Annotated in this window: 22 protein-coding genes; 11 read left to right on the forward strand and 11 right to left on the reverse strand. The window is 42.1% G+C overall.

The window, feature by feature from the left end:
• Nucleotides 1–54 precede the first annotated feature (54 nt).
• Together A6J60_RS05965 and A6J60_RS05970 are read right to left on the reverse strand one after the other, a co-directional pair.
• Nucleotides 55–252 carry a hypothetical protein gene (locus A6J60_RS05965; protein ID WP_096065164.1) on the reverse strand — a complete coding sequence of 66 codons (198 nt, stop codon included), beginning with the start codon at nt 250–252 and terminating at the stop codon, nt 55–57.
• Between the two features lie 22 nt (nt 253–274).
• Nucleotides 275–1834 (reverse strand): WG repeat-containing protein, encoded by a 1560-nt coding sequence (locus A6J60_RS05970; RefSeq protein WP_096065165.1) that lies wholly within the window; start codon nt 1832–1834, stop codon nt 275–277.
• Nucleotides 1835–1969: 135 nt separating this feature from the next.
• Here A6J60_RS05970 and A6J60_RS05975 point away from each other — a divergent pair, with 135 nt between their 5' ends.
• A complete protein-coding gene (locus A6J60_RS05975; RefSeq protein WP_096065166.1) occupies nt 1970–3052 on the forward strand; it encodes a WG repeat-containing protein in 1083 nt (360 codons plus the stop codon).
• Nucleotides 3053–3158: 106 nt separating this feature from the next.
• On the opposite strand, the gene A6J60_RS05980 is transcribed toward A6J60_RS05975, so the two are convergent.
• From A6J60_RS05980 to cmoA, 3 genes are all read right to left on the reverse strand, one after another.
• Nucleotides 3159–3725: a bifunctional adenosylcobinamide kinase/adenosylcobinamide-phosphate guanylyltransferase gene (locus A6J60_RS05980; protein ID WP_096065167.1), complete on the reverse strand. Its 567-nt coding sequence runs from the start codon at nt 3723–3725 to the stop codon at nt 3159–3161.
• A gap of 176 nt (nt 3726–3901) precedes the next feature.
• Nucleotides 3902–5629 carry a DUF262 domain-containing protein gene (locus A6J60_RS05985; RefSeq protein ID WP_102993958.1) on the reverse strand — a complete coding sequence of 576 codons (1728 nt, stop codon included), beginning with the start codon at nt 5627–5629 and terminating at the stop codon, nt 3902–3904.
• Nucleotides 5630–5740: 111 nt separating this feature from the next.
• Nucleotides 5741–6532, reverse strand: coding sequence for a carboxy-S-adenosyl-L-methionine synthase CmoA (gene cmoA / locus A6J60_RS05990; protein ID WP_096065168.1), 792 nt, complete (start codon nt 6530–6532; stop codon nt 5741–5743).
• A 264-nt stretch (nt 6533–6796) separates the two neighbouring features.
• Between cmoA and msrA the strand changes: the two genes are divergently transcribed.
• From msrA to A6J60_RS06010, 4 genes are all read left to right on the forward strand, one after another.
• The gene (gene msrA / locus A6J60_RS05995) at nt 6797–7318 is read left to right on the forward strand and encodes a peptide-methionine (S)-S-oxide reductase MsrA (protein WP_096065169.1); all 522 of its coding nucleotides are present in this window, start codon (nt 6797–6799) and stop codon (nt 7316–7318) included.
• A gap of 158 nt (nt 7319–7476) precedes the next feature.
• On the forward strand, nt 7477–8169 hold the full coding sequence (locus A6J60_RS06000) for a thiopurine S-methyltransferase (protein ID WP_096065170.1): 693 nt from the start codon (nt 7477–7479) through the stop codon (nt 8167–8169).
• 56 nt (nt 8170–8225) lie between these two features.
• Nucleotides 8226–9191 carry a D-hexose-6-phosphate mutarotase gene (locus A6J60_RS06005; RefSeq protein WP_096065171.1) on the forward strand — a complete coding sequence of 322 codons (966 nt, stop codon included), beginning with the start codon at nt 8226–8228 and terminating at the stop codon, nt 9189–9191.
• Between the two features lie 318 nt (nt 9192–9509).
• Nucleotides 9510–10913, forward strand: a complete 1404-nt coding sequence (locus A6J60_RS06010; protein WP_096065172.1) for a lytic murein transglycosylase — start codon at nt 9510–9512, stop codon at nt 10911–10913.
• Between the two features lie 151 nt (nt 10914–11064).
• On the opposite strand, the gene A6J60_RS06015 is transcribed toward A6J60_RS06010, so the two are convergent.
• The 3 genes from A6J60_RS06015 to A6J60_RS06025 all read right to left on the reverse strand — a co-directional run bounded on the left by A6J60_RS06015 (nt 11065) and on the right by A6J60_RS06025 (nt 13335).
• The gene (locus tag A6J60_RS06015; RefSeq protein WP_096065173.1) at nt 11065–11253 is read right to left on the reverse strand and encodes a hypothetical protein; all 189 of its coding nucleotides are present in this window, start codon (nt 11251–11253) and stop codon (nt 11065–11067) included.
• A gap of 179 nt (nt 11254–11432) precedes the next feature.
• Nucleotides 11433–12623, reverse strand: a complete 1191-nt coding sequence (gene murI, locus A6J60_RS06020) for a glutamate racemase (protein ID WP_227526077.1) — start codon at nt 12621–12623, stop codon at nt 11433–11435.
• A 73-nt stretch (nt 12624–12696) separates the two neighbouring features.
• Nucleotides 12697–13335 (reverse strand): DUF1285 domain-containing protein, encoded by a 639-nt coding sequence (locus tag A6J60_RS06025; RefSeq protein WP_096065175.1) that lies wholly within the window; start codon nt 13333–13335, stop codon nt 12697–12699.
• A gap of 557 nt (nt 13336–13892) precedes the next feature.
• On the opposite strand from A6J60_RS06025, the gene A6J60_RS06030 reads away from it, so the two are divergent.
• Complete coding sequence (locus tag A6J60_RS06030; protein WP_096065176.1) at nt 13893–15560, forward strand: electron transfer flavoprotein-ubiquinone oxidoreductase; 1668 nt, start codon at nt 13893–13895, stop codon at nt 15558–15560.
• Between the two features lie 138 nt (nt 15561–15698).
• On the opposite strand, the gene A6J60_RS06035 is transcribed toward A6J60_RS06030, so the two are convergent.
• A complete protein-coding gene (locus A6J60_RS06035; protein ID WP_096065177.1) occupies nt 15699–17204 on the reverse strand; it encodes an alanine/glycine:cation symporter family protein in 1506 nt (501 codons plus the stop codon).
• Nucleotides 17205–17979: 775 nt separating this feature from the next.
• Between A6J60_RS06035 and A6J60_RS06040 the strand changes: the two genes are divergently transcribed.
• From A6J60_RS06040 to A6J60_RS06050, 3 genes are read left to right on the forward strand one after another with little or no spacing between them, the layout of a single operon-like run.
• Complete coding sequence (locus tag A6J60_RS06040; RefSeq protein WP_096065178.1) at nt 17980–18240, forward strand: DUF4212 domain-containing protein; 261 nt, start codon at nt 17980–17982, stop codon at nt 18238–18240.
• A gap of 5 nt (nt 18241–18245) precedes the next feature.
• Nucleotides 18246–20114 carry a sodium:solute symporter family protein gene (locus tag A6J60_RS06045; protein ID WP_096065179.1) on the forward strand — a complete coding sequence of 623 codons (1869 nt, stop codon included), beginning with the start codon at nt 18246–18248 and terminating at the stop codon, nt 20112–20114.
• Between the two features lie 60 nt (nt 20115–20174).
• The gene (locus A6J60_RS06050) at nt 20175–20891 is read left to right on the forward strand and encodes a hypothetical protein (RefSeq protein ID WP_227526078.1); all 717 of its coding nucleotides are present in this window, start codon (nt 20175–20177) and stop codon (nt 20889–20891) included.
• A 58-nt stretch (nt 20892–20949) separates the two neighbouring features.
• On the opposite strand, the gene A6J60_RS06055 is transcribed toward A6J60_RS06050, so the two are convergent.
• Complete coding sequence (locus tag A6J60_RS06055; protein WP_096065180.1) at nt 20950–21420, reverse strand: ComEA family DNA-binding protein; 471 nt, start codon at nt 21418–21420, stop codon at nt 20950–20952.
• Nucleotides 21413–22285 (reverse strand): nucleoside triphosphate pyrophosphohydrolase, encoded by an 873-nt coding sequence (gene mazG, locus A6J60_RS06060; protein WP_096065181.1) that lies wholly within the window; start codon nt 22283–22285, stop codon nt 21413–21415. The genes A6J60_RS06055 and mazG overlap by 8 nt, the downstream gene beginning before the upstream one ends.
• 226 nt (nt 22286–22511) lie before the next feature.
• On the opposite strand from mazG, the gene A6J60_RS06065 reads away from it, so the two are divergent.
• Both A6J60_RS06065 and A6J60_RS06070 read left to right on the forward strand, forming a co-directional pair.
• Nucleotides 22512–23747: a nucleotide sugar dehydrogenase gene (locus tag A6J60_RS06065; RefSeq protein WP_096065182.1), complete on the forward strand. Its 1236-nt coding sequence runs from the start codon at nt 22512–22514 to the stop codon at nt 23745–23747.
• Nucleotides 23748–23835: 88 nt separating this feature from the next.
• Nucleotides 23836–25335 carry a phosphomannomutase CpsG gene (locus A6J60_RS06070; protein WP_096065183.1) on the forward strand — a complete coding sequence of 500 codons (1500 nt, stop codon included), beginning with the start codon at nt 23836–23838 and terminating at the stop codon, nt 25333–25335.
• The last annotated feature ends 50 nt before the right edge of the window (nt 25336–25385 follow it).

A 25385-nucleotide genomic window follows, 5' to 3' on the forward strand; every position in this document is an offset into this window, starting at 1 on the left:
TACAAATTATGGTCTGCTATGATGCAAAAGTAAGGCATGCTATCTATTGGGTGGTTAACAGCAACTAAGCTGGAATGCTTTAAGACTAGACTCATGGCTATAATCAAGAGAAATGAGCTCAAGGTATAAATCAGGATTTACAGACTCCAAATCATCTTCTTGATATAGCCAGTTTTCAAAGTCTTTTAGGCTCAATTTTTCGATGATAACTTGATGCATCTTTTGTTCGAGTGAGAATGGGATTGTGTTCATAGTGGATGCCTAAATAATATCGCTAGTCTAAAGACTCAGTATCGTCCGCCTCAACTGGATTACCATCCATATCAAATAAATAAGAGACACCGTTTTTGGTTGCTTTAATTTGAGAGTAGCTTTCAATAATCACATCATCATATATAAAAGGTACAATGGTATTATTATCTTTATCTATCACGCCCCAATAACCATTTTTATACACAGCTACTACCCCATTATAATCAAACCGATACTTGCTATCAGCCAACGTACGCCAATCATTAATATCAATATTGGGATCGTCATAATCAAAAGGGATAACTGTTTGACCGTCTCTATTAATAAAACCAAACTTTTTGTTTTTCTTTACCGCCGCTAAGTCATGTTCAAATTCAACTGCTTTGTCATATTCAAAAGGAATGACCGTTTCAAAGTCATGATTGATATAGCCCCATTTGTCGTCTTTTTTTACGGAAAATAAATCATCAAAAACAGATCCCCACACAATCTTGTCAAACTTTTTTTTCGTCGCTAAATTGCCATTATTATCTAGAAAAGAAAAGTCATCTGCCTTCTGCACATAAAGTAAGTTTGGATTAACCCTTTTAATCCGTTGATACTCAAATGGCACAATAATATTGTTATCCATATCAATCACACCATAAGTATCACGCTGCATATATTCATCTTCATCAAGCTCTTGTGTCAAATTAGCAGGATTATAGGATACAACCGCACGTCCATTCTCAAAAAAACCAGCATCATCGTATAAAAAAGGAATAACTATTTGCCCTGACTCATCGATATAGCCATATCTACCCTCTTGCTTGACCCAAGCCATCGACTCGGAGAAGCTACCAACATTATTTACCCAATATGGCAATAACAACTCACCTTTATTATTTATAAAATTACAGTGCTTGTCTTTACAAGCTCTCGCCCATCCATCTGCAGAATTCAAAGGCTCGTCATAGATAATTGGGACGATAATCTGACCAGAGAGGTTTATTAATCCATATTTAATATCCTCCTCGCTGTTTTTAACACTAACTACTAGTACGTCACTATCAGCAATGTTAGAAAAAATCTCATAATATTTAGGCTGAACAACAACCTCACCTTTTTGATTCACTAAACCTTTTTTAACATTATTACGCTCTGAGTCTGCTATAGATATCTCTGCATAACCATCATGTAATACGCCAATATCATCATAAACGGTCGGCAAAACTATTTTGCCAGTCGTAGTGATGAGACCTTCTTTATTACCTTTATAATTACCTTTATAAATTCGTAACAAACCATCTGAAAAATACCGAATTGCTCTATACTCTGGCGCAGCCACTTCCTCACCTTTGGCGTTAATCAGACCAAAAAGGTTATTATTTAATTCACCTTTTATGCCAAAAACAGAAACACCATTATGCAGGCAAGTCACTAAAATGTACTTGGTGTTAGTTCTATCAAAATCAGGCTTCTCACATTCCTCCTCGACTTCAAAGTCCTCATCATAATCAGGGTCGTTACCAGCAAGCGCTGAAACAGAGAAAACGGATGCCAACATTAATGCGAGAGTGGCTTTTTTTAAAGTGAAACTCATGTTGTCGTCCTTTACTAACTGTGGGCTGCTATGATGCAGAAGTGAGGCATGCTATCTATTAGGTAATTAAACTATTAGCTGATTAAAATATTAGATGGTTAACAGCAACTATAGCCGATATATTTGAGAAAAAATATGAAAAAATTTAAGCAACTAACTGCGCTAACTTTCTGCTCATTACTTATTCCAATCACCGCCAGCGCATCTCTAGATGCCGCTGACTGTCAGACCGTATCCTTTGACACCAGTGAGTATGATGAGCTTTGGGGCTGTCCAGACACCCCTGTTGATAGCGACTTCGTTATGATTGCTATTAAAGATGAAAAGGCAGGGGCAATTAACTCAAAAGGCGAGATTATATTGCCCGTTATTTACGACTCCGTTCAGCCCAATTCTTATGAGAAGCTGTTAGATAACGCCGACCCATCAACCATAGAATTTAAGTACAAAGGTAATGGCGTCGCTGGAGTCATCAATGGTTTGGGTGAGGTTATTATTCCTGAATATTCCAGTGATAATAGCATTTTAGGTCAACTGATGCTTTCTAAAACAGATGATGGCAGAAGCAAATTAACTCATATAAAAACCCACCAAAGCGTGATATACGACCATGTTTTTCCTCTAACCTTAGGTAATGATAAAGTACCGGTTAGTAACGATGAGCTCTGGGGTATGGTTAATACCGACACCATGCAAGTTGACATACCGTTTATCTATCAACAGCTGTTTTTTTTTGATGATGGTATAGGTGTGACCAAGCTAAATGGCAAATATGGGGCGATTGATGAACAAAATAATATAATCATACCTTTTATTTACAAGAACTTAACCGGCTTTGATCAGCTCTCCCGATACCCATCGCCTGTCGCAATAGCGACGCCTTATGACCAACCAAACTTTTTAGTGATCAATAAAAAACATCAAAAAGTTGATACTCTTAGCAAGCCAACGCCTGATGCTATCGCTACCAACGTTATTGAAGATTTATTGGCCTTTAAACGAGATAATGGGCGTACTGGGATAGCAAACTGGCAAGGTAAGATTTTGTTTGAGCCTGAAGTGGGTTTTGAGATTTTATTTATAGATGAAGAGTTTATTCATCTTGACGAATCAGCGAATGAGATAGATGAGTCTGAAGCAACTGCAGATAATTCTAAGTTGCTTTGGTATCAGTACGATAAACAGCAACAAAAACTGACTATTACGGAAAAAGATTAAGAAAGATAAAGAGATAAAGATGAGTTGAATTGGCTGAAGACTGAGCTTGTAGGGTATCAATTTGGCTCATCTGTTACTTATATTTATTCTCTATTATGAGCTTAGTTTACTTTAGAGTGACCGGCAATCCTGACACCACCAAAGTCGCTTTATCCGCTACTTGCGCCAGATATTGATTGACCCAGCCTTGTAACGACACAAACTGTCGACCCTCAGCGGTACTAGCGTGTAAGCTCATACCAATTTCGTTAGAAACAACAAACAGTGTGGCGTTGTACTGGTTGGCAAAAGTGACTAGAGAATCAATGTCTTGTTTGGCTAAAATCAAGCACTGGTCAACATCATAGTCATAATCCATCACGTAATTGGTCAACCATAAAGTGACACAGTCGATAACGATAATTAGCGGTTGGTTATACTGCTTTAAATCAGACTTGTGCTGATTAAAATAGCGCTGTAACGCTTCTGCTAAATTCAAATCCGCTTCAATGGTCGTCCACTGACGGCTCGACTCCGCCCTATCCTTAACATGGCGCTGAACACGCTCAGCAAAATTATCATCAAGCACCCGAGAAGTCGCTAGATAATAAGGCGTGTCGCTCATATTTTCGGCTAAGCGCTCAGCATAACTGCTTTTACCTGAGCGCTCACCGCCGGTTATGTAGTGAATCATTTAAACGCAATCCTTTTTAAACACTACCCTACTTAGATGCGACTCTACTTAAAAGCAACAACTGGTGCAAAGTTTAAAAACTATAAAGTAAGTTTTGACTGAGTATAACAACCTTTCTCCTTTTAAATAAAAAAAGCGTTTGAGATATTTATTATTTTTTGCTTGTCATATACCCCTCAAACCCTCCAAACTTCTAGAGCTTTATCCAGCATATCTTCTGCTCTTTTCTCAATCTCCACTTCATCCCATATATCAAGCTGAAGATATGGTGACAATGTTTCAATACCACCAGAATAATGTTTCAAACCTGCCTTGTTTTTACTTCCTTCTTTTTTTGTTATCCAATCGGCATCACGAATAGAAGTGTTTAATGACTGCGTAATAATCGCTAAGTTACCTAAGGTTTTTAACTTAAAATCTCTTTTATTCTGTTCTTCTTTAGTGGGCAAATCACCCCATTTGTTCTGCCACTTTTTAGGCATCAAATGCTCAAGACTATACTTATTAATACCTAAAAGCTGAGTTGCTTGCTTAGACTTATCTCTTATCTTAGATTCAAGAAGATAAATAATACCTTTACTTTGTTTATTCACTAAAACAGAGTTATGAAAGCCCTGCTTCAACTCCAAATCGCTTGGCAAATAGTTAACTTTATTTATTTTAGTCTCTAGATACTGAATAAACTGTTCTTTTGATAATATATTGTTTGATATGAGACTTTCTGTAAAAAGCTGATTATAGTTTTTTGTTGTCGCTTTAATAACCATTCTTCGCATGATATAACTTTCTATAAAGGCAAATAAATCATTACGCTTTACCTCATTATCAACATTTTTTAATACATATAGCGTATAAGGGATTAATGTAGATGTATCTAGACCAAAAATAATGGCATTTATTCGTTCAATACCACTCTCATTTGTTAATTCATTATTTACAATATCATAATTAAAATTCTGTCTAAATAACTGAGCATATACTTTAATCTCTTCTAATATATCATCTCTACTTAACCCATAGTCCCTAATAAAACGTTTATAAGACTCAAACAGATTATCAACCTTAGAAAAATCAATTTTATCTTCTGCTTTTACTTTAAGCTTTGATTCTTGAATTTTAATCTGAAGATATGAGTAGAAGAAAATATCAATAAAAGTTCTTTTTAGTCGGCCGGTTGTCACCTCTCTATCCCAATAAGATTTTGTTTCATCATCACTTTCGAATATATCTTTCCAATACTCATTATACTTTTGAATTTCATCACGTTTAAAAAAGTAATTTTTTAGTAGTTCTGCTGTAGTTAAACGCACACCTAGTGAGTTTATTGTGTCAAAAATTTGCTGTTCATCTTCATTATAACTAAGGTCAATCCCAACAAATAAAATATTATCTAAAATATCAAAAAAATCTAAGTTTCCTGCCAAGTCCTCTTCAGTAATATTATCTTTAAAGAAGTTATAAGCATCAATAATATTATCGTTTTGTTTAGTGTCATTAATATCCTGCAATTCTTCAAGGTTAACGACCTTATTAAATGATGCTTCGTCATTATGATTATGAAGTAAGATAATACTTTTATCGCGTTGTTTTTTAAAAGTTTCAGTAAAATCAGAGTCGTGATTACCTTTTAAACATAAAACCTTCAAAAAAATATTTAATGTTGTCAGTCTTTGTTGCCCATCAATCACTGTTAATATTGAGTCCTTATTAGAGGTTGTCTCTTGTTGTTTAAGAATGACTGAACCTAGAAAGTAAGGCTTTTTAGTCAGTGAAACCATACGCATATCTTCTAAGAATCGTTGCCATTGTTCATCACTCCAAACATACGCTCTTTGGAAAAATGGAATCTCTAAATTTCTACCTCTATTAAAAATATCTCTAATAGTTCTTTTTCCAGCTTCCATAAAATTTCCTTATTTTTTAAATAAATAATAATGTTTATAAACTCATCGTAGTGAAATAGGCTTGAACATTTAACTTCAATACATAACTACCTAAGCCATTCTTTGGCAACCCTACTTAAACGCAATCATAGACGCGAAGTTTAAAAATTGAAACCAGGTCAAACTACGGCGAAAGCCCACTTCTGCTAAGCGCTGATGATGGGTATCTAAGGTATCGGTAATCAGCACGTTTTCTAACGCATTACGTTTCCCGCTAATCTCAAGCTCGCTGTAACCATTTGCCCGTTTAAAATCATAATAACGTTCGACCAGCCATGCATCATCTTGTTCATCGCCAGTATGCGTCTTTTCGGTCAATACCAAGATGCCACCATCATTTAAGGCGTTATAAATGGTTTGCAGTACTTGGGTACGGTCTTCTGGCGGTAAAAACTGTAAGGTTAAGTTTAAAATCACCATGTCGCATGGCTCAAGCTGAAAGCCACGAATGTCGGCAGTAATCACTTCGATGTCATGGTCTGGATAGTTTTCGGCCAACACACGCGTCGCTTTTTCGGTCATCGCTGGTGAAATATCGACCGCTTTGATTTGTAGCTGATCAGCGGTAAATCCGCCCGCTTCATTTAACAACGCCATGGTTGCACCGCCTAGCGAACAGCCCAAGTCATAGACACGGCTGATGCGCTTGCCCGCTTTATTGGTCTGACCAAATTGGCAATGACGCTTGGCAAATATCGGTAGCATCGCCAGCATTTGCCCATAACCTGGCACACTGCGGCGAATCATATCTGGGAAGCAGGCGACCACTTGCTCATCGAATGAAAAGCGGGCGGCTTTGTCTAAAGGCGTGGTAAATACTTTGTCATAGACCACTGCATCTGGGGTGTTTGGCGTCGTTGACATAGGAACTCTCTTGGCTGTTTGTGGTGATGGCATTTTGCTCATGCTGTACTAAATCATGCTGTGCTAATAATAAATCGCAATAGTGCAGTATATCATTACTGTTTGTTACTCACCTACTGACATTCGCCTGCTAAAATTTATGTCATTAATCAATACGACTCACTTGAAGTTAGCGCCTTATAGCCCTATCAATCAATAAATTAACCAAGGCGCAAACCAATCGGTTAATGGGTCAAATAACAAATAACAAATAGGATAACAATTATGCAAACATTAGTATTAGGCGGCGGTTGCTTTTGGTGTACCGAATCTGTATTCCGCTCGGTTAAAGGGGTAACCAACGTCACCTCAGGCTATATGGGCGGCGATGAAGCCTCGGCCAATTATGAAGACGTGTGCAGCGGTGAGACCGGACACATCGAAGTGGTGCGTGTCGACTTTGATGACAGCGTGATTCCACTAGAAGCGGTATTAGATATCTTCTTTGCTACTCATGACCCCACTACTCGTGACCGTCAAGGCAATGATGTGGGCAGTCAATACCGCTCTGTGGTCTTCTATACCGATGAAGACAAGCAAAAACCAACCATCGATCGTGTCATTGGTAAACTGAGCGACATGGGGCTACAAATCGTCACTGAAGTACATCCAGTGCACGAGTTTTATGCCGCTGAAGAGTATCATCAAGACTTCTTTAATAAAAACCCAACTCAAGGCTATTGTGCTGCTGTCATTCCACCGAAACTAGGCAAGCTGCGCAAAGAATTTAAGCAATATTTGCAGTAAGCCGCATTTGAGAAGACAACTTAAAGAAAGTAGCTTAGAACAAACAACTTACAAAACAGATTCGCTTAAAAAGTAAACCGGCTTAAGCGCAAATCACAACAATACGCACAGACTGATATATACTATTGGTCTGTGCGTATTTTTATAAGGGATTCTATATGACACCTGAGTTTTGGCATAATAAATGGCAATCTAACAAGATCGGCTTTAATCAGCAGCAGCCCAATTCACTGCTGATTAAGCACCTGCCTGATTTAAAGTTAAGCGCAAACGATCAGGTGTTTGTGCCTTTGTGCGGTAAAAGCATCGATATGGTTTGGCTTGCCAGCCAGCAGCTGAATGTGGTCGGGGTTGAGTTGGTTGAACACGCAGTGATTGAGTTTTTTGAAGAACATGATCTTACCGCTTCAGTACAGCCACACCCGACACAGCCAAACTTAAAGCAATATTATGCCCAGCATAACGACATCACGATTCGAATTTGGGTTGGTGATATCTTTGAGTTAAGTGCTACTGATATGGGTCCAGTCGCTGCTGTTTATGACCGTGCTGCGTTGGTCGCTTTACCCGACAGTGCGCCAGAGCATTTGCGTCAGCGCTACGTCGAGCATGTGATTGAGCTGACCAATAATGCACCACAATTGCTACTAAACTTTGGGCTGAATCCTCCGGCTATGGATGCCGAGACCTTATTAAGTCGTCAGCAAGGTGGGCCGCCGTTTGTGGTATCAGAACAGGATTTGCATCGTTATTATCAAGCGCACTATCAGCTGCAGTTTTTGGGTCAAGACGATTATGCGCCAACCGATAGACTGATTAATCAAGCCTGGCTATTACTGCCACATGGCTAGCTCATGAATTAACCAATAAACACTCACTGTTACCACTGAAATAGACGACAAACATCATGCACACACAGCCCACACCCAGCGCTAACAATAATCTTCAATACAATAAAGTAGGTAGCTTGGATGCCTTTACCATTAACGGTGATGGCTTTCATGCCGTGGTATTAAAGCAGGGCGCACAGCTGATTCATTTTTCGACTGATGCGGATACCGATTTAGACAAAGCGGATAATTGGCTGTGGCTCAGTGAGCTTGCCGAATATGAGTCTGGTGAATCAGTACGCGGCGGTGTGCCAATATGTTGGCCAGTGTTTGGTCAATTTAATGCCAATCCGCAGTCAGTAAAGGACAGCTTTAGCACGGTGTCTGCTATGCCACAACATGGCTATGCGCGTACTCAACCTTTTGAACTGGAAAGATTTAGCGTTGATAACACCAATCAAGAAGCAACGCAAACCGCGACTTTGGTATTGCGCTTAGACCATAACAATATTGACCCAACATTCAACTCTGCACCAAATCTAGGCTTAACAGCGATATTTACCTTTAGCGAAAAAGGCTTCGGTATTGAGCTGATTACCCACAATAATAGTGAAAGTACAGTGACCTTTTCACAAGCATTGCACACCTACTTGCCTACCGCTGACATTAGTAAAACCTATATTAAAGGCTTTGATGGTACAACCTATAGTGATGCATTAACCACAGATCCTGTCACCGGCGGTTGGCAGACCAAAACTCAGCACGGTGATATTGAATTTAAAGGCAGCGTTGATCGTGTTTATCATAGCGCACCACAAATTGCACTTACCACACCAAAGTATCGTTATCAGTTAAGCGCAACTTCTAGCGACAGCACCGTGATCTGGAGCCCTGGGCAACAGTTTGCACCAACCATCAGTCAATTTGCAGCCGATGCGTATCAACGTATGCTCTGCATCGAAACCGCCAACGCCCATTTGGATGTGGTGACATTAGAGGCCGGTGATAGTCACTCATTGACGCTTAAAATGTCGCGTGATTAGGCTGACTGTCCTGTTTGACTGACTTCAGCTCATCCATCACAGAATCAACAGGGTTGGCACATTCCCTTTATGTGCCACCTCACTCCTACCTTGTTCTCACGTCATCTTATCGTAACCAAATCACTGCATACCTTTAATTTAAAGCCAAATTTAGTTACCCTAAGCTGACCTCATTTTATGTTTTTATTATTATCGTTGTATCATCACTTATCTTTTAATAAAAACAGTTTTATAAAAACAATCGTAATACCCCTATTGTGATCATAACTATATCGTGATGATAATGACCGCAACCGCTTAGATTAAAGGATCTTTTTTATGCGTTATACCAAGATTACCGCTGCATTAACCGCTGCCATTGGCTTAGCAATGACTGCTACTGCAGCACACGCCGCCAAGCCGCCTGCACCAAACTTATCGAATGCTGAATTTCAACAGTGTCTAGACAGACTACAAAGATCAAGCACATTTCGCAGTATTGATAGCTATACCTTTAATAACTACCGTCCCAGTGAGCCAGATCCAAGCGTGATTCAGTCGCTTAATTATCAACCTGAATTCCAAAAAGATGTCTGGGATTACCTGTCGGTATTGGTAGATAAAGAGCGTGTTGAAGATGGTATCCGTGCCAAACATGAGATGGCTGATACTTTACGTCAGATTGAAGCACGTTATGGCGTTAAAGCGGAGCATGTACTAGGGGTTTGGGGCGTTGAATCAAACTTCGGTCAGACCTTGGGTAAAAAAGATTTGTTCCAGTCACTGGCTACCCTATCTTGCTTTGATCGTCGTCAATCTTACTTCCGCGGTGAGTTCGCCAATGCGTTAAAAATCGTTCAAAACGGTGATATCGCTGCCAGTGACATGACAGGCTCATGGGCCGGTGCTTTTGGTCAAACTCAATTTATGCCAGGTACTTTCTTAGATCTGGCCGTTGACTTTGATGGTGATGGTCGCCGTGACTTAGTCAACAGTAAGCCAGACGCGTTAGCATCGACTGCCAACTTCTTGAAAAAGCGTGGCTATCGCAGCGGTGAACCTTGGGGTTATGAAGTTAAGTTACCACAAGGCTTCTGGGGCGCTAACAGCCGTAAAGATAAGAAGTCTATGAGCTACTGGCGTGACAAAGGCTTGACCCTTGCTGACGGTCGCCCACTACCTTATGACTTAAGCAGCGCTGGTTTATTATTACCTGCTGGTCTTGAAGGTCCTGCGTTCTTAGTCGGTAAAAACTTCGATACTTTCTATTCGTACAATGCGTCAGAGAACTATGCACTGGCCATTGCTCACTTATCGGACTTAATTACCAAAGAAGACAGCACCAAAACTGACTTTGTCACCGCATGGCCAACCGATGATCCAGGTATCAGCCGTAAGCAAGCCAAAGACATTCAGCAAGCGTTAATCGATGCAGGTTATGACATCGGTAACGTTGATGGCATCATTGGCGACAATACACGTAAAGCGATTCAGCAATATCAAACCAGCAAAGGCGTATTTCCTGCTGATGGCCGTGCCGGTCAGAAGTTCTATCGTCTAATTATGGGTAACAACAGCGGCGCATCAAACCGTTCTTTTAGCGCGCCATCAACCCCTGTACAAAAGGCACCAAGTGCGACCAATGACAGTATTACTCAGCTGATCGAAAAGCAAGATGGCTACCGCCGTATCGTTGAAGCCGATGGTACAGTACGCCTGATTCGTGTTGATACTGGTAAATAGTCGCTTATTTAGCTAGCGTATCAGTTAGCAGCGTTGTTTAAGTGACGGCGCTGTTTAACACGCAGCTTAAAAAGCAACTCGCAATAAAAAACCAAGCCACGCAATTGCATGGCTTGGTTTTTTTATCTCTAATGATTCTAAGACATTAAGACTAGTCTTTTTTGTCCCAATCATCTTCTTCGTCATCATCCCACTTTTTGTACGCATCTTTTGGGTTGATACCACGACGCTTCATATCTTCAACCTGCTCTTCTAGGGTATGAAATTGTTCTGCGTCATGCATGGTTTCTTCAAGTTGATCCAACTCTTTTTTTAAGTTTTCTGATTCTGGAGTGCTCATATTGAGTTTCGTCCTTAGACCTATTGGGTCATTAAATTAAAAGGGTGATTAAAAATAAGGTGATTAAAAAAATACAAAGGTGATTAATTTTACTGCAAGCCGTCAGCGAGTACAAACAAATCCTCAATACTGCCTTTGACTAATCTAAAACCAAGTGCTCTAGTCTAAAACTAAGTGCGCTAACGTGAAATCAAACGCTGTACCAAATTAGTGACCATAGACAAGTCTGCCGCTGGATCTGATACAAAAAACGACAACTTATGGCTATCGGTTGCGTTCTGGTTATTATTGTTTAAGGTGCTATTGGCCAATGCACCGTTTATTAATGTGCTGTTCATTAAGCTATTGGTGTGATTAACGTATAGCCCAGACGCCTGTTTATCAGATGTAGGCTCACTAGCTTCCATTAGAGGCGCTGTCGTTTGTCCATTATTAAAGACTTGATGCCGTTGCTGCTGCAATAAGTCTTTGACGCGGTTAGCAATGGCCGCACCTGAATCAATCACAGTGATACCCAAATTCTGGCGTGCCACTTCGTCAATCACAAAGTCACGGAAAAAGGGATAATGGGTGCAACCTAATACCAAATGATCGACTTGCTCCTCAGCAAACTGGGTTAACTGCTGCTTTAAGCGTAATGCGGTGTCGCAATGCATGGGCATGCCAGCCTCAACCCAAGGTACCAAATCTGGATTAAACCATTTAATCACTTTGACCTGTGCTGGCAATGCATAGTCATCAATCACCGCATTCAATAGAGCCCCATCTAAAGTGGCTTTGGTTGCCAATACCGCCACGCTTTTGCTGACACTATTGAGTACCGCAGGCTTTAACGCCGGCACCAGCCCAACAATCGGAGTCTGTGGATACTTCTGACGCGCCAATTGTAGCGCATGCGCCGAAGCACTATTACAAGCAATGACTATCAGCTTGCAACCAGCACTAACCAACCAATCGACAGCGGTCAAACTCAACTGTTGAATCTCTGCACTGCTTCTCGGGCCATAAGGCACATTCAAAGTATCTGCATAATAGATATAGCGCTCATTAGGCAAAGCCTGCTTTAAGTGCATATATACCGATAAGCCGCCTACACCAGAGTCAAACAAGCCAATGGGCGCAGCAGACGACTGGGCTGACACCTGTTGTGCAAGCGACTTGTGCTGCTCAAGCTGAGAGCCAATATCCTGTGACCGTGTAAACGATGACTCATTGCTGGCTTGCAGCGGCTGGCTTGATTGATGAATAGACATAGGTCTTACATCCCTGGCATGCTGTGTCTGATTGGGCGTCGTATCACTCTGCTTACTCTCATTAGCATGGGCATTATTATCGGTGTTGGCAGCGTGGGAGGTCGAATGGGTTGGCATGGCTGATTACGGCTTATCACATTAAACGGATTGGGCTTGCGGTTCAGTTAGTCTATTTAGTTAACCTTTGCAGCTAACTGGGCACCGCCAGTGTGAACTGCTTACCGCCACTGGTTAATGTTAAGCGGGTTTCACCTTGGTGCTCACTAAGCTCACCCAGTCTTACCAAATGCATCAACACATTGCGTGAAATCAGCGCGCGCATACCAAAGCGCACTTCTATATAAGGTCGATAGTCCTGACTGTCTTTATTAACCTGTTGCTGATACAAGCGCATTTCAAGCGGGTTGTCTTCGGTCAAATAAACCACATCGCCAGTACTGGTGATGAACTGCAGGTACTCTACCCCTTGCTGCTCGACTTCATTAACTTGAGTGATTAAAAATGGCACATCTTCTACTTGAATGCGCAGTTTTTCAACCGGGGTTTTCAAAAAGTACTCTGGCGCTTCATCAGTGCCTTCTCGCCACAATACGGTTGAGAATAAATCGACAAGTGATTGACGGGTAATTTGATCACCCTCATGCCACCACTCACCATTGGCTTTAATCAGTAGATCCATATCAGCCTCAACTTCTGGCTGCCATTTATCTACTGGCGGAAGTGAGCGTCCACTGACATTACCGGTCGGCAATCGTGCTTGCTGCTCAATATGTTCTGATAGTGTCTCTAATCCACGAGGGTTTGTCTGTTTGACATCTGTATTAGACATTTTAATAACTTCCTGTGATTAAAAAGTGGGTCAACGACGCTGTTTGATACTTTATCACGCCTCAGTCACAAATCGTATCGTCTTTATCTAACTTTTATTTTATAATGAGTAACTAACTGCAACCCTTTTTTTAATAATACTGCCAGCTTAAGTGTCAAAACCTGATTTTGTACCCTTAAAATTCGCTTATTGTGACGTATTTGGGTATATTGAGTGGTTTATACCAATGTTTGCTAGCATCTAAAATTAACATAGTCGCACGGTTACAGCGGACAAGTGATTGTTAAGCAGCTATTTTTCTCAGTAGCTTTTGTATAAGCAATGGTTGACAAGGTGTCTTGTCGATCGCTTTTGATTAATAACCAATGGTTTGATATAGGTCATGGTTAAATCATAACAGGTTGTGCACATTGATAAGGTATGACTCGATTGGTTTCAACCTTGCATAACCAATATATTTTGTAAACCAGATGCTTATCTATCCTGATGACTTGTCAATCAACCCCTGTTTCTGCCACTGATTGTGTGATTATTGAGCCAGCTATAAGGAGTCTAAAATGCAAGATGAACAAATAGAACGTGAATCTATGGAGTTTGATGTTGTTATTGTTGGGGGTGGTCCATCTGGCCTTGCAACGGCCATTCGTCTACGCCAACTTGCTTTAGAAGCTGGCAATGAAGAATTTATGGTCTGTGTGGTCGAAAAAGGCTCAGAGTTTGGTGCACACACCTTATCTGGTGCGGTTATCGAACCACGTGCCCTTAACGAGCTTATTCCTGATTGGAAAGAAAAAGGCGCTCCTTTAAATGTGCCTGTCACCGAAGACAGAGTGTATTACCTAAACTCGAAAACACGCTCAACCAAAACACCAAACGGTCTTATCCCTGCACCGATGCATAATGAAGGCAACTACATTGTCTCATTAGGTAACGTTGTACGCTGGATGGCTGAGCAAGCAGAAGAGTTAGAAGTCATGATGTTCCCAGGCTTCGCAGCTTCTGACATCTTATACAATGATGATGGCTCAGTACGTGGTGTATTAACCGGTGATATGGGTGTGGCAGCAGATGGCTCACAAAAGCCAAGCTATGAGCCAGGCTATGAGCTATTAGCAAAATACACTGTATTCGCAGAAGGTTGCCGCGGTCACTTAGGTAAGCGCTTAATCAGCCGCTTTGACTTAGATAAAGACAGCGATCCACAGCACTATGGTATCGGTATCAAAGAGCTTTGGGAAATCGACTCAAGCAAGCATGAGCCTGGTGTAGTGATGCACGGTTTAGGCTGGCCATTAACAGAAACCGGCTCAACTGGTGGTTGGTGGTTATACCACGATGAGAACAACCAAGTTAGCTTCGGTTTGGTCATCGACTTAGCATACAACAACCCATACCTGTCTCCATTTGATGAGATGCAGCGTCTAAAAACACACCCAGTTATCAAGCAAGTACTAGAAGGCGGTAAGCGTCTGTCTTATGGTGCCCGTGCCTTGACCAAAGGTGGTTTAAACTCACTACCTAAGCTAACCTTCCCAGGTGGTGTATTGGTTGGTGATGATGCTGGATTCCTAAACCCTGCGAAAATTAAAGGTACGCACACTTCTATGAAGTCAGGTATCTTAGCAGCAGAAGCGGTATTTGAAGCGCTGCAAGCGGGTCGTCAACATGACGAAGTGACCAGCTATACTAAGAAATTCCAAGACTCATGGTTATATGAAGACAACAAAGCGGCACGTAACTTCGCACCTGCGATGCACCGTTTAGGTCTATTCATGGGCGGCGCGTTTACCTTTATTGAGCACAATTTATTAAAAGGCAAAATGCCGCTAACTATCCATGACAACACGCCTGACTATAAGGCATTGGATAAGGCAAGCACTTCATACAAACCAGATTATCCAAAACCAGATGGTAAGTTAACCTTTGATAAGCTGTCGTCAGTATTTATTTCAAATACCAACCATGCTGAAGATCAGCCGGTTCACTTGAAGCTAACTGACCCAACGGTACCCGTAGAAGTCAACTTGCCTATCTATGCTGAACCTGCACAGCGTTACTGCCCAGCTGGCGTTTATGAAGTTGTGAAAGATGCTGAAGGTGCTAAGTTTGTGATTAACGCTCAAAACTGTGTGCATTGTAAGACCTGTGATATTAAAGACCCATCACAGAACATTACTTGGGTAACGCCAGAAGGTGGCGGCGGTCCAAACTATCCAAACATGTAATTTTAAAAATAAGTATTAACTTATTGATTTTAAATAAAAAACCCGCTCAGTGAGCGGGTTTTTTATTAGCGGCTTGTTATGATTAAATAGTATTCAATGAGCTTTTAAATTCTTAAATAAAGCCAGTTATATTAACTATTAATCATCCCACGCATCACGGTTGGCTTCATTTTTTAATTTTACAAATCGATCTGGATCAAAGGTAATTTGATCTGGTGATTTACCTTCTTTAATTTGACGCTCATAATCTCTTAAGATGCGCAGCGCCACAGGGGTTAGGATTAAAATAGCTGCCAAGTTAGTCAATGCCATCAAGCCCATAGACAAGTCAGCAAAGTTCCAAATCGCCGGCAGGCTGGCGACCGAACCGATAAATACCATCACCAATACCACCACTCGGAAAATCATAATCGCTGGTTTGGCATTTTTGCTACCAGAGATAAACTCAAGATTCGACTCACCATAGCTGTAGTTGGCAATAATAGAAGTAAATGCAAAGAAGAAAATCGCAATCGCAATAAAGTACACACCCAAGTCACCGACATATTGTGACAAGGCCAACTGCGTCAACTGAATCCCTTCTTGCTCAACATTGGGATCGACCACGCCAGATAAGATAATAATCGACGCTGTCGCGGTACAAATCACTAGCGTATCGATAAACACACCTAGCATCTGCATAAAGCCTTGTACTGCTGGATGGTCAGGATGACTTTTTGCAGTAGCCGCAGCATTAGGCGCTGAACCCATACCCGCTTCGTTAGAGAACAGACCGCGTTTAATACCATTAATCATGGCTTGAGCGATACCATAACCGAGTACACCGCCTGCTGCTTGCTCAAGACCAAAGGCCGATTTGACAATGTGCGCAATCGCCACTGGGAATAATGAAAAGTTGGTAATAATAATAAATAAAGCCAAGAAGATATACAGCATAGCCATAATCGGTACCACTTTACCCGCTACTCGAGCGACAGAGCGCAGGCCGCCAAATACCACAGGTGCAACCAGCGCAACCAACACGGCACCGGTCGCCCAAGTTGGAACACCAAAGGCTTCATTGGTGGCTTGTGCGATGGTATTGGCCTGAACGCCATTGAACGCAAGACCAAAAGCGACCAGTAGACACAGTGAGAATAACACCGCCATCCAGCGCTGACCGACGCCACGCTCAATGTAATAGGCCGGACCACCACGATATACATTATCGTTGTGCGGTACTTTATAAGCCTGTGCTAGCGTTGATTCAATAAAGCTGGTCGACATACCCACCAGCGCCGTTATCCACATCCAAAATACAGCGCCTGGCCCGCCGACATAGACAGCGATCGCCACGCCAGCCAAGTTACCGGTACCCACTCGCGCTGCTAAAGAGGTCATCAAGGCTTCAAACGAGCTGATACCACCATCTTTGCGACCTTGACCTGAAGTTCGCAATAGACCCCACATGTGGCCGAAGTGACGAAACTGAATAAAGCGGGTGGCAACCGTAAAGAAGAGTCCGGCACCGATTAATACAAACACCAATAGACCAAACCAAGGGCTATTCATGATGAGCCAATCATCATTACCCCATATCAGTCCATTACCCCAAGACACGAAGGTGTTAAACCCTTCCACAAAACCATTCGATGATTGCGACATCGATACTCTCCTCTTGATTGATTTTATGTAGCCACTAACTTATGAAGTCATTTATTTAGCGACCAATTTATTTAGCGATAAGTTTATGAAGCGGTTTATTTAACGACTTGCTTAACCACATATGTAGTGTCTTATAGAGTGCTTTATATAACCGCCGGTCACTGTCGTCTGATTTCAAACCAGGGCTAACCGCAAAACACTCTCTTTACTCTCTGCTCTATCCTGACACTACTATTAACTATTAATGTTTAACTGAAGTTGACGTTGGTCTGACATTGATCTAAAACTGGGCGTCAATGAGTTTGCCCTAAGTTTTCTTGCCCTAGGCTTTAGATTGATTTGCCGTCGATTTGCATGACGTATATTTGAAAATAACTGACGCTGAATGGTCGCTATTGACACTGTGGCTACTGAAAACGTCTATTGTAAAAAAAATAAATCCCTATTCACAGTAATAAGCAACTTTAATTGAGTTTTTTTATTTATTTATGGAATGAAAAAGTGATTTTAATTTAGTTTATAAATGAAAATTTAATAAATAGTTTGTTGCTATCAGTCACTTACAACTGTAGACTAAAAGCTATAACTTACTAAGCTAATACAATTTGTGTTGTTTTAGAGTCATTTTATACTTAATGTTACAGTCATATTAATGGCTATTGCAGCATAAATGATGGAAATTTAGCGTTATAAACGGATTTACATCAGGCGGAGTTATCACTTAATCCGTTAACCCGCCTTCTTTTAACACCTCATGACAAAAGGAGCTTGTCACATGAATAACAAACATGATGCCCCAGGCTATTGGAAAGCCAACGTGCGCCTCATTTTAGGCTGTTTAGCGGTTTGGGCTATTATCCCTTACGGCTTTGCCATTTTATTCCGACCTCTACTTGCAGGCATCCAATTCGGCGGCGCCGATTTGGGTTTTTGGTTTGCACAACAAGGGTCCATTGCGACCTTTATCGCCATCATCTTCTTTTACGCCTGGCGTATGAATAAGCTTGATAAACAATACGGTGTAGAAGAGGAATAAGCCCAATGAGTCAATTTACAATCAACATCCTATTTGTTGGTGCTTCTTTTTTGCTATATTTCGGTATTGCAATTTGGGCCCGCGCAGGATCTACCAAAGAATTTTACGTCGCTGGCGGCGGTGTTCACCCTATCTTAAACGGTATGGCAACTGGCGCTGACTGGATGAGTGCGGCCTCCTTTATCTCGATGGCCGGCTTGCTAGCAGCAGGCGGTTACGGTGCCTCATCATATTTGATGGGTTGGACCGGCGGCTATGTTCTATTAGCGTTACTACTTGCCCCTTACTTACGTAAGTTCGGCAAATTTACTGTGCCTGACTTTATCGGCGATCGCTTTTATTCAAAAACCGCGGCTTTAGTTGCCGTGGTCTGTCTAATTGTCGCCTCAACCACTTATGTTATCGGACAGATGACCGGTGCTGGCGTGGCATTCTCGCGATTCTTAGAAGTAGATAACACCACCGGCCTTATTATTGCCGCTGTTGTGGTATTCTTCTACGCCGTATTAGGCGGTATGAAAGGCATTACCTACACTCAGGTTGCTCAGTATGTGGTTCTAATTATCGCTTATACGGTACCTGCTGTGTTTATCTCACTTGAGCTAACCGGTAACCCTATCCCAGGCTTGGGCATGTTCTCAACCCATACTGAATCTGGTATGCCGTTATTAACCAAGCTGGATCAAGTGGTTACTGACCTTGGTTTCACAGCGTATACCGCAGATGTGCCTAACAAATTAAACATGGTACTGTTCACCTTATCGTTAATGATAGGTACTGCCGGTTTACCGCACGTTATCATTCGCTTCTTCACCGTTCCTAAAGTTGCTGACGCACGCTGGTCTGCCGGTTGGGCATTGGTGTTTATTGCACTGCTATATTTCACTGCCCCAGCGGTAGGTTCTATGGCGCGTTTAAACTTAATCGATACCGTATATCCACAAGGTGTTGATGCCCCTGCATTGCCGTATGAGGAGCGTCCAAGCTGGATGCAAACTTGGGAAGACACCGGTCTTATCCAATATTCAGATCTAAATGGCGATGGCCGTATCCAGATGTATAACGATGGTGGTCTCGGTGCTGCACAAGCTGCATTAGCAACTGCTGAAGCGGAAGGTGGCGATGTCGCTGCTGCAACTGCTGCTGTTGAAGCCGCACGTAGCGCACACAGTGACGTATTAGAAGGTAAGTTTGATAATGCCGGATGGCAGGGTAATGAACTTGATGTGAACAAAGATATCATGGTACTTGCTAACCCAGAAATTGCCAATCTACCACCTTGGGTTATTGGTCTAATTGCTGCAGGCGGTCTTGCTGCTGCACTATCAACCGCTGCTGGTCTACTACTTGCTATCTCATCAGCCATTAGCCATGATTTAATCAAGCGTAACTTGAATCCTAATATTAGTGATAAAGGTGAGTTATTAGCCGCACGTATCTCTATGGGTGTTGCCATTGTTGTTGCCACTTACCTTGGCTTAAATCCACCAGGATTTGCTGCGCAAGTAGTCGCATTGGCCTTTGGTATTGCTGGTGCGTCTTTATTCCCAGCATTAATGATGGGTATCTTCTCGAAGCGTATTAATAGCATTGGTGCCATCTCAGGTATGTTAACCGGTCTGATTTTGACCTTGGTTTATATCTTTGTCTATAAAGGCTGGTTCTTTATGGCAGGTACAGCAAACTTCCCAGATACTGCTGAATACTGGTTACTAGGTATTTCACCGCTATCGTTTGGTGCTATTGGTGCATTAATTAACTTTATTGTTGCCTTCGCTGTATCATCAGTGACTGCGCCACCTCCAGCACACATTCAAGAGCTGGTAGAAAGTGTCCGCTCTCCAAAAGGCGCTGGTGCTGCTATTGATCATTAATAAATGGGGTTAAATAGACAGTAGACACAACGCTATCTATTTAACACCGCTATTTGAAACGTGTACACAAATGAGCCAGAGCTATCTGGCTCATTTAACTTTAGGGCTTTGGAAGCGCTGTCATATAAAGTTAAAACCAACAGCCAAGCCAATACAGGAAAAGAAATGATTTACGAATTTATTGCCACCATCAGCGCAGGATTTGCGATGGCCGGCTTCGCACTAATTATCCGCCATATTCTAAAACTACTAAAAACGCCCTCACCTAAATGGCTGATACCCATCTTCGCTGGTATTGGTATGTTAGGATTCCAGATTCATCAAGAATACCATTGGCATGAACAGCAAATTGAAAAGCTGCCCAAAGATGCTCAGGTGATTAAACTCATCGAAGGTAAAACCTGGTTTCGCCCTTGGAGTTACGTCAAGCCACAAGTCATTCGTTTTATGGCTGTTGCAACCGATAAAACCATCTCTAACCCGCAGTTAGGCAGCATCAAATCTATTAATATCTATTTATTTGAAAGACGCATCAGCACCAAGATTGTGCCGCAGTTTATTAACTGTGACAGTCAAACCATCGCTGATCCTTTTGAGCAACAACATTCACAAGAGACTACCGACCAGCCTGCCACTGATTCTGCTTCAGCTAATACAGCTACTGAATCAAGCAACTCGCCAACAGCTCAACGTCTGGCATTAAGCGAATTGAACTGGCATCCGCTAAAAGCGACAGACCCATTATTAAAAGCAGTGTGTGGTACAAGCACTTCTTAACACCAGTGTTGAAGTCACTAATACTCAAACCTCTAGATTAGACAAACACAGCAGCCCATTACTCTATTGATAATCGGGCGCTATTGTTGCTAATGGTTTTCGCACCAATCCCCTTCACTTTTGCCAAATCATCAATGGTTGCAAACGGCCCAAACGCATCACGATACAATATAATCTGCTGCGCTTTTTTGCTGCCTATCCCTTTTAATAATGTCAGCTCCGCCTCGCCAGCTTGATTGATATTAACCTTTATATTCTGCTCCGCCCACTCAGCTTGCTGCTGTGCCAACTGCTGCTGCTTAATCATAAAGTCATACGCTAACTGTGCATCGGCAAAACATTGCTGAGCTTGTTGTTGCTGTTGATCTAGAACTTGAGATTTTGCTTGAGCTACTGACGGTATTAGCAGGACTAATAACAATATCAGCGTTAGGCCAGAATGAAAGTTAGCTTGAGTTTGACCAGTATCGCCATCAAACAGATAACCACCTGTGCCACTAACAATACTATTAGCCCCAGTATTATTCATGCTGTTTGGCTTGCTCCCATAGTGCATCCATCTCATCTAAACTACTGGTTTCTGGGGTTTTGCCTTGCTTGCTCAGCTCGTCTTCGATATACCCAAAGCGAGAGCGGAACTTATGCACACAGGTTAACGTCGCCGCTTCTGCATCCAAGTTTAGCTTACGTGCCACGTTAACCAAGCCGAATACACAATCGCCCAGCTCTTTTTCAAGTTCTGCTTTTTGTGCGGCATCAGCCTTTTCGCCGTCTTTAGGGATAATCTGTTTGAGCTCAGCGATTTCTTCTTCTAACTTAGCAATGGCGCCTTCGATACCATTCCAATCAAAGCCCAGTTTACTGGCTGCTTTTTGTAAGCTTTGTGCTTGCATCAAGGCACTACCGGCTTTGACTGAATCTAAGCTGCGTTTTGGCTTACCACGCCGCTCACGTTCGGCATTTTCTAACGCTTTAATTTCATCCCAGCGTTTTTTGACCGCCTCATCATCTGCTAGCTTATCGGCTTCAAACACATGCGGATGACGACGAATCAATTTGCTCTGTAAGGTGTAAATCACATCGCCTAAGTCAAACTGATGTTGCTCAGCATAGATCTGACAATGAAAGATGACTTGTAATAGCACATCACCAAGCTCGCCTTTGATATCCTCAATATCACCCTCTTGCACCGCCTCGGCCAGCTCATACGCTTCTTCTATCGCATACGGAATCAAGCTGTGGTTAGTTTGTTTGATATCCCATGGGCAATCCGCACGCAATCGTGCCATCAATGCCAGTAAGTCATCTATATTGCCTGTCGGCTCTGGTGTGCCGGCCACCGGCGTTGGTGCAGTAACACTTGAGTTTGTCGAATTTTTGCTATTTTGTGACATACCCTACCCCCTGTTTATGTATTAATTTTCAATATCTTTTTTAATCATTTTGATATTCATAAGCTAAGCCTAGTTTGCCTGGATATGGCTCAATAGTGGCTTTACTTAGACTGTCATATTTGCAGTGTATCATTTTATCAGTGTCATGATGACTTGATGAAAAACGTCACCCGGCTTTGTTGTGATGAGCCCAGTAATACACCTGTTAATAAGAAGAAAAAAAGCTATGACAGATCGAACCAACCTAACTCAAACCAGCCTAAAAAACATCGTAGTAATAGGTGCCGGCTATGTGGGACTGTCCAATGCCATTTTGTTGGCTCAGACCCATTTAAACACTCAGGTTCTATTGTTTGATATCGATCAGCATAAAATCTCACTGATACAACACAAACAATCGCCACTACAAGACCCAGATATTTGTGATTATCTAAGCAATCAATCACTCAACCTTAAAGCCACCACCCAGATTTTAATAGACGATCAAGGTATTTATACGAGTGCAGTCTGTGATTTAGTAATTATTACCACACCGACCAATTATGACGTGGCCTCTGGTAAGTTTGATACCTCATCGGTTGAAACCAGTATAGCCGCGGTACGTGAACAAAATGCTAACGTGCCTATTGTTATTAAATCCACTATTCCAATCGGCTTTACTGACTGCATGCGTCAGCAATTTGACCAGCATATTTTGTTTATGCCTGAGTTTTTGCGTGAAGGACAGGCGCTACATGACAATCTACATCCCTCACGCATTATCGTTGGCGCATCAGCTGATCAGCAGAATTTGGCTAATGCCTTGATTAACTTATATCAACATGCCAGCCTATCTGATCATGTCGAATCTCTGGTAATGCCGCCAACTGAAGCCGAAGCGGTTAAGCTGTTTGCCAATAGTTATCTGGCCACTCGCATTTCATTTTTTAACGAGCTGGACAGTTTTGCTGAAAAACACCAGCTCAATAGTCAGTCAATCATCACCGGTGTCGGCTTAGACCCACGCATTGGGCTGCATTATAACAATCCCTCATTTGGCTATGGCGGTTACTGCTTACCGAAAGACACGCAGCAACTAAAAGCCAATTACGCTGGCATTCCTGCCAATCTAATTCACGCTGTGGTCGATGCCAACAATACACGCAAACGCTTTATCGCTCGTCAAATTATCGATAAAAACTGCCATCAAGTGGGTATCTATCGTTTAAGCATGAAAAAAGACGCGGACAATTTTAGAGATTCGGCCATCCTCGATATTATCGATATCATCAAACAGCACGGGGTTAGCATCACTATTTATGAGCCCGCCATTGAGACGGATAGCTTTAATGACTGCCAAGTGATTCATGACTTGGCGCAGTTTAAACAGCAAAACAGCTTAATTATTGCCAATCGTTGGCACCATGAGCTTGATGATATCAAAGATAGGGTTTACTCAAGAGATGTGTTTGGCTATAGTTAGGACAGCTTCGATAGCCTAGATGATGCTTGTTGCTACAAGCTCATTGCTTAGGCCTATTGCCTCCTTTACTTTATAAAAAAGGCTGAACATGACTACCTCAAACCCTGCAAATAACCTTTCTAATAACGCAGCTAATGCTAATGATAGCAATGACACACTGGCTCATCGCGCCATCACCTCATTTAAAGCCTATGACATTCGCGGTGAATTAGGCGTTAACCTAGACGAAGACATCGCTTATCGTATTGGCCGAGCATTTGCTCAAATTTTAGCCAGTCAAAAGTCGACCAGCCAAGGCGCAGACACTTTGCAAAACAGCATAGTCATTGGCTGTGATATTCGTGATTCCAGTGAAACGTTAAAACAAGCAGCGATTCGCGGTATCATCGATGCTGGCGTGGACGTAATCGACTTAGGGATGACCGGTACCGAAGAGGTCTATTTTGCGACCAGTTACTATCAGGCATTGGGCGGCATTGAGGTCACAGCCAGCCATAACCCAATTAATTACAATGGCTTAAAGCTGGTGCGTGAAGGCTCAAGACCCATCAGTGCCGATTCAGGTCTTGCCGATATTCAGCAACTGGCTGAACAAGGCACTTTCGCTAAAGCCGCTAAAGTTGGTCAGGTCGCTGAGCAACATGACAAGACCGCGTATATTGATCATTTAATGCGCTTTATTGACACCGATAAGCTGGTACCGTTAAAGATTGTCATCAACTCTGGTAATGGCAGCGCTGGTCCGACAGTCGATTTATTAGAGCAGCGATTACAGCAAAGAGGAGCTCCTATTGAGATGATCAAAGTACATCATAATCCGGATGGCAGCTTCCCGAACGGCATCCCTAACCCAATGATATTGGCTAATCGTGAATCGACCAAGCAAGCAGTAATCGAAAATAAAGCCGATTTGGGTATCGCCTTTGATGGTGACTTTGACCGCTGTTTCTTATTTGATAACAAAGGCGAATTTGTGGAAGGCAGCTATATCGTCGGTATGTTGGCACAGGCCTTTTTACAGAAAAATGCTGGCGCCGCCATCGTCTACGATCCACGGGTACTGTATAACACCGAAGCCATCATTGCTGAGGGCGACGGACAGGCGGTGATTAGTAAGTCCGGGCATTCGTTTATTAAGCAAATCATGCGTGAGTCAGGCGCCGTTTATGGCGGTGAGATGAGTGCACACCACTACTTCCGTGATTTCTTTTATTGCGACAGCGGCATGATTCCTTGGCTATTGACCATTGAATTGTTATCGACAACTGGTAAAACGCTAGGACAATTGGTTGATGAGCGCATCAGCGCCTACCCCAGCTCTGGCGAGATTAACTTCAAGCTGACTCAAACCAGCAGTGATGAAATCATTGATGCCATTGAAGCCTATTTCAGCACTGATAATCCTGATAAAAATACCTTGGATGGATTAAGCTTAGACTTTGGTCAGTGGCGCTTTAATATTCGTGCTTCTAACACTGAGCCTTTGATTCGACTCAATATTGAGACCAAAGGCGATGAGGCACTACTGGCTGAAAAAACGGCGCAAATCAAACAGTGGCTGGCAGAGCAAGGCGCACAGTTGGCATAATTTAATTGAGCCCATAACAAATTAGCTAAAACAGCTTATCCATATATTTA

The sequence above is a fragment of the Psychrobacter sp. FDAARGOS_221 genome, assembly GCF_002313155.2.
Lineage (GTDB): Bacteria > Pseudomonadota > Gammaproteobacteria > Pseudomonadales > Moraxellaceae > Psychrobacter.

What these genes read in the sequence shown, in the direction of transcription:
- A6J60_RS06065 (WP_096065182.1), top strand. Translation starts at nt 22,512, where the DNA reads ATGACAGATCGAACCAACCTAACTCAAACCAGCCTAAAAAACATCGTA.
- A6J60_RS06040 (WP_096065178.1), top strand. Translation starts at nt 17,980, where the DNA reads ATGAATAACAAACATGATGCCCCAGGCTATTGGAAAGCCAACGTGCGC.
- A6J60_RS06045 (WP_096065179.1), top strand. Translation starts at nt 18,246, where the DNA reads ATGAGTCAATTTACAATCAACATCCTATTTGTTGGTGCTTCTTTTTTG.
- A6J60_RS06030 (WP_096065176.1), top strand. Translation starts at nt 13,893, where the DNA reads ATGCAAGATGAACAAATAGAACGTGAATCTATGGAGTTTGATGTTGTT.
- A6J60_RS05965 (WP_096065164.1), bottom strand. Translation starts at nt 252, where the DNA reads ATGAACACAATCCCATTCTCACTCGAACAAAAGATGCATCAAGTTATC.
- A6J60_RS05985 (WP_102993958.1), bottom strand. Translation starts at nt 5,629, where the DNA reads ATGGAAGCTGGAAAAAGAACTATTAGAGATATTTTTAATAGAGGTAGA.
- A6J60_RS06005 (WP_096065171.1), top strand. Translation starts at nt 8,226, where the DNA reads ATGCACACACAGCCCACACCCAGCGCTAACAATAATCTTCAATACAAT.
- murI (WP_227526077.1), bottom strand. Translation starts at nt 12,623, where the DNA reads ATGCCAACCCATTCGACCTCCCACGCTGCCAACACCGATAATAATGCC.
- cmoA (WP_096065168.1), bottom strand. Translation starts at nt 6,532, where the DNA reads ATGTCAACGACGCCAAACACCCCAGATGCAGTGGTCTATGACAAAGTA.
- A6J60_RS06055 (WP_096065180.1), bottom strand. Translation starts at nt 21,420, where the DNA reads ATGAATAATACTGGGGCTAATAGTATTGTTAGTGGCACAGGTGGTTAT.
- A6J60_RS06015 (WP_096065173.1), bottom strand. Translation starts at nt 11,253, where the DNA reads ATGAGCACTCCAGAATCAGAAAACTTAAAAAAAGAGTTGGATCAACTT.
- A6J60_RS05970 (WP_096065165.1), bottom strand. Translation starts at nt 1,834, where the DNA reads ATGAGTTTCACTTTAAAAAAAGCCACTCTCGCATTAATGTTGGCATCC.
- A6J60_RS05980 (WP_096065167.1), bottom strand. Translation starts at nt 3,725, where the DNA reads ATGATTCACTACATAACCGGCGGTGAGCGCTCAGGTAAAAGCAGTTAT.
- msrA (WP_096065169.1), top strand. Translation starts at nt 6,797, where the DNA reads ATGCAAACATTAGTATTAGGCGGCGGTTGCTTTTGGTGTACCGAATCT.
- A6J60_RS06010 (WP_096065172.1), top strand. Translation starts at nt 9,510, where the DNA reads ATGCGTTATACCAAGATTACCGCTGCATTAACCGCTGCCATTGGCTTA.
- A6J60_RS06000 (WP_096065170.1), top strand. Translation starts at nt 7,477, where the DNA reads ATGACACCTGAGTTTTGGCATAATAAATGGCAATCTAACAAGATCGGC.
- mazG (WP_096065181.1), bottom strand. Translation starts at nt 22,285, where the DNA reads ATGTCACAAAATAGCAAAAATTCGACAAACTCAAGTGTTACTGCACCA.
- A6J60_RS05975 (WP_096065166.1), top strand. Translation starts at nt 1,970, where the DNA reads ATGAAAAAATTTAAGCAACTAACTGCGCTAACTTTCTGCTCATTACTT.
- A6J60_RS06035 (WP_096065177.1), bottom strand. Translation starts at nt 17,204, where the DNA reads ATGTCGCAATCATCGAATGGTTTTGTGGAAGGGTTTAACACCTTCGTG.
- A6J60_RS06070 (WP_096065183.1), top strand. Translation starts at nt 23,836, where the DNA reads ATGACTACCTCAAACCCTGCAAATAACCTTTCTAATAACGCAGCTAAT.
- A6J60_RS06025 (WP_096065175.1), bottom strand. Translation starts at nt 13,335, where the DNA reads ATGTCTAATACAGATGTCAAACAGACAAACCCTCGTGGATTAGAGACA.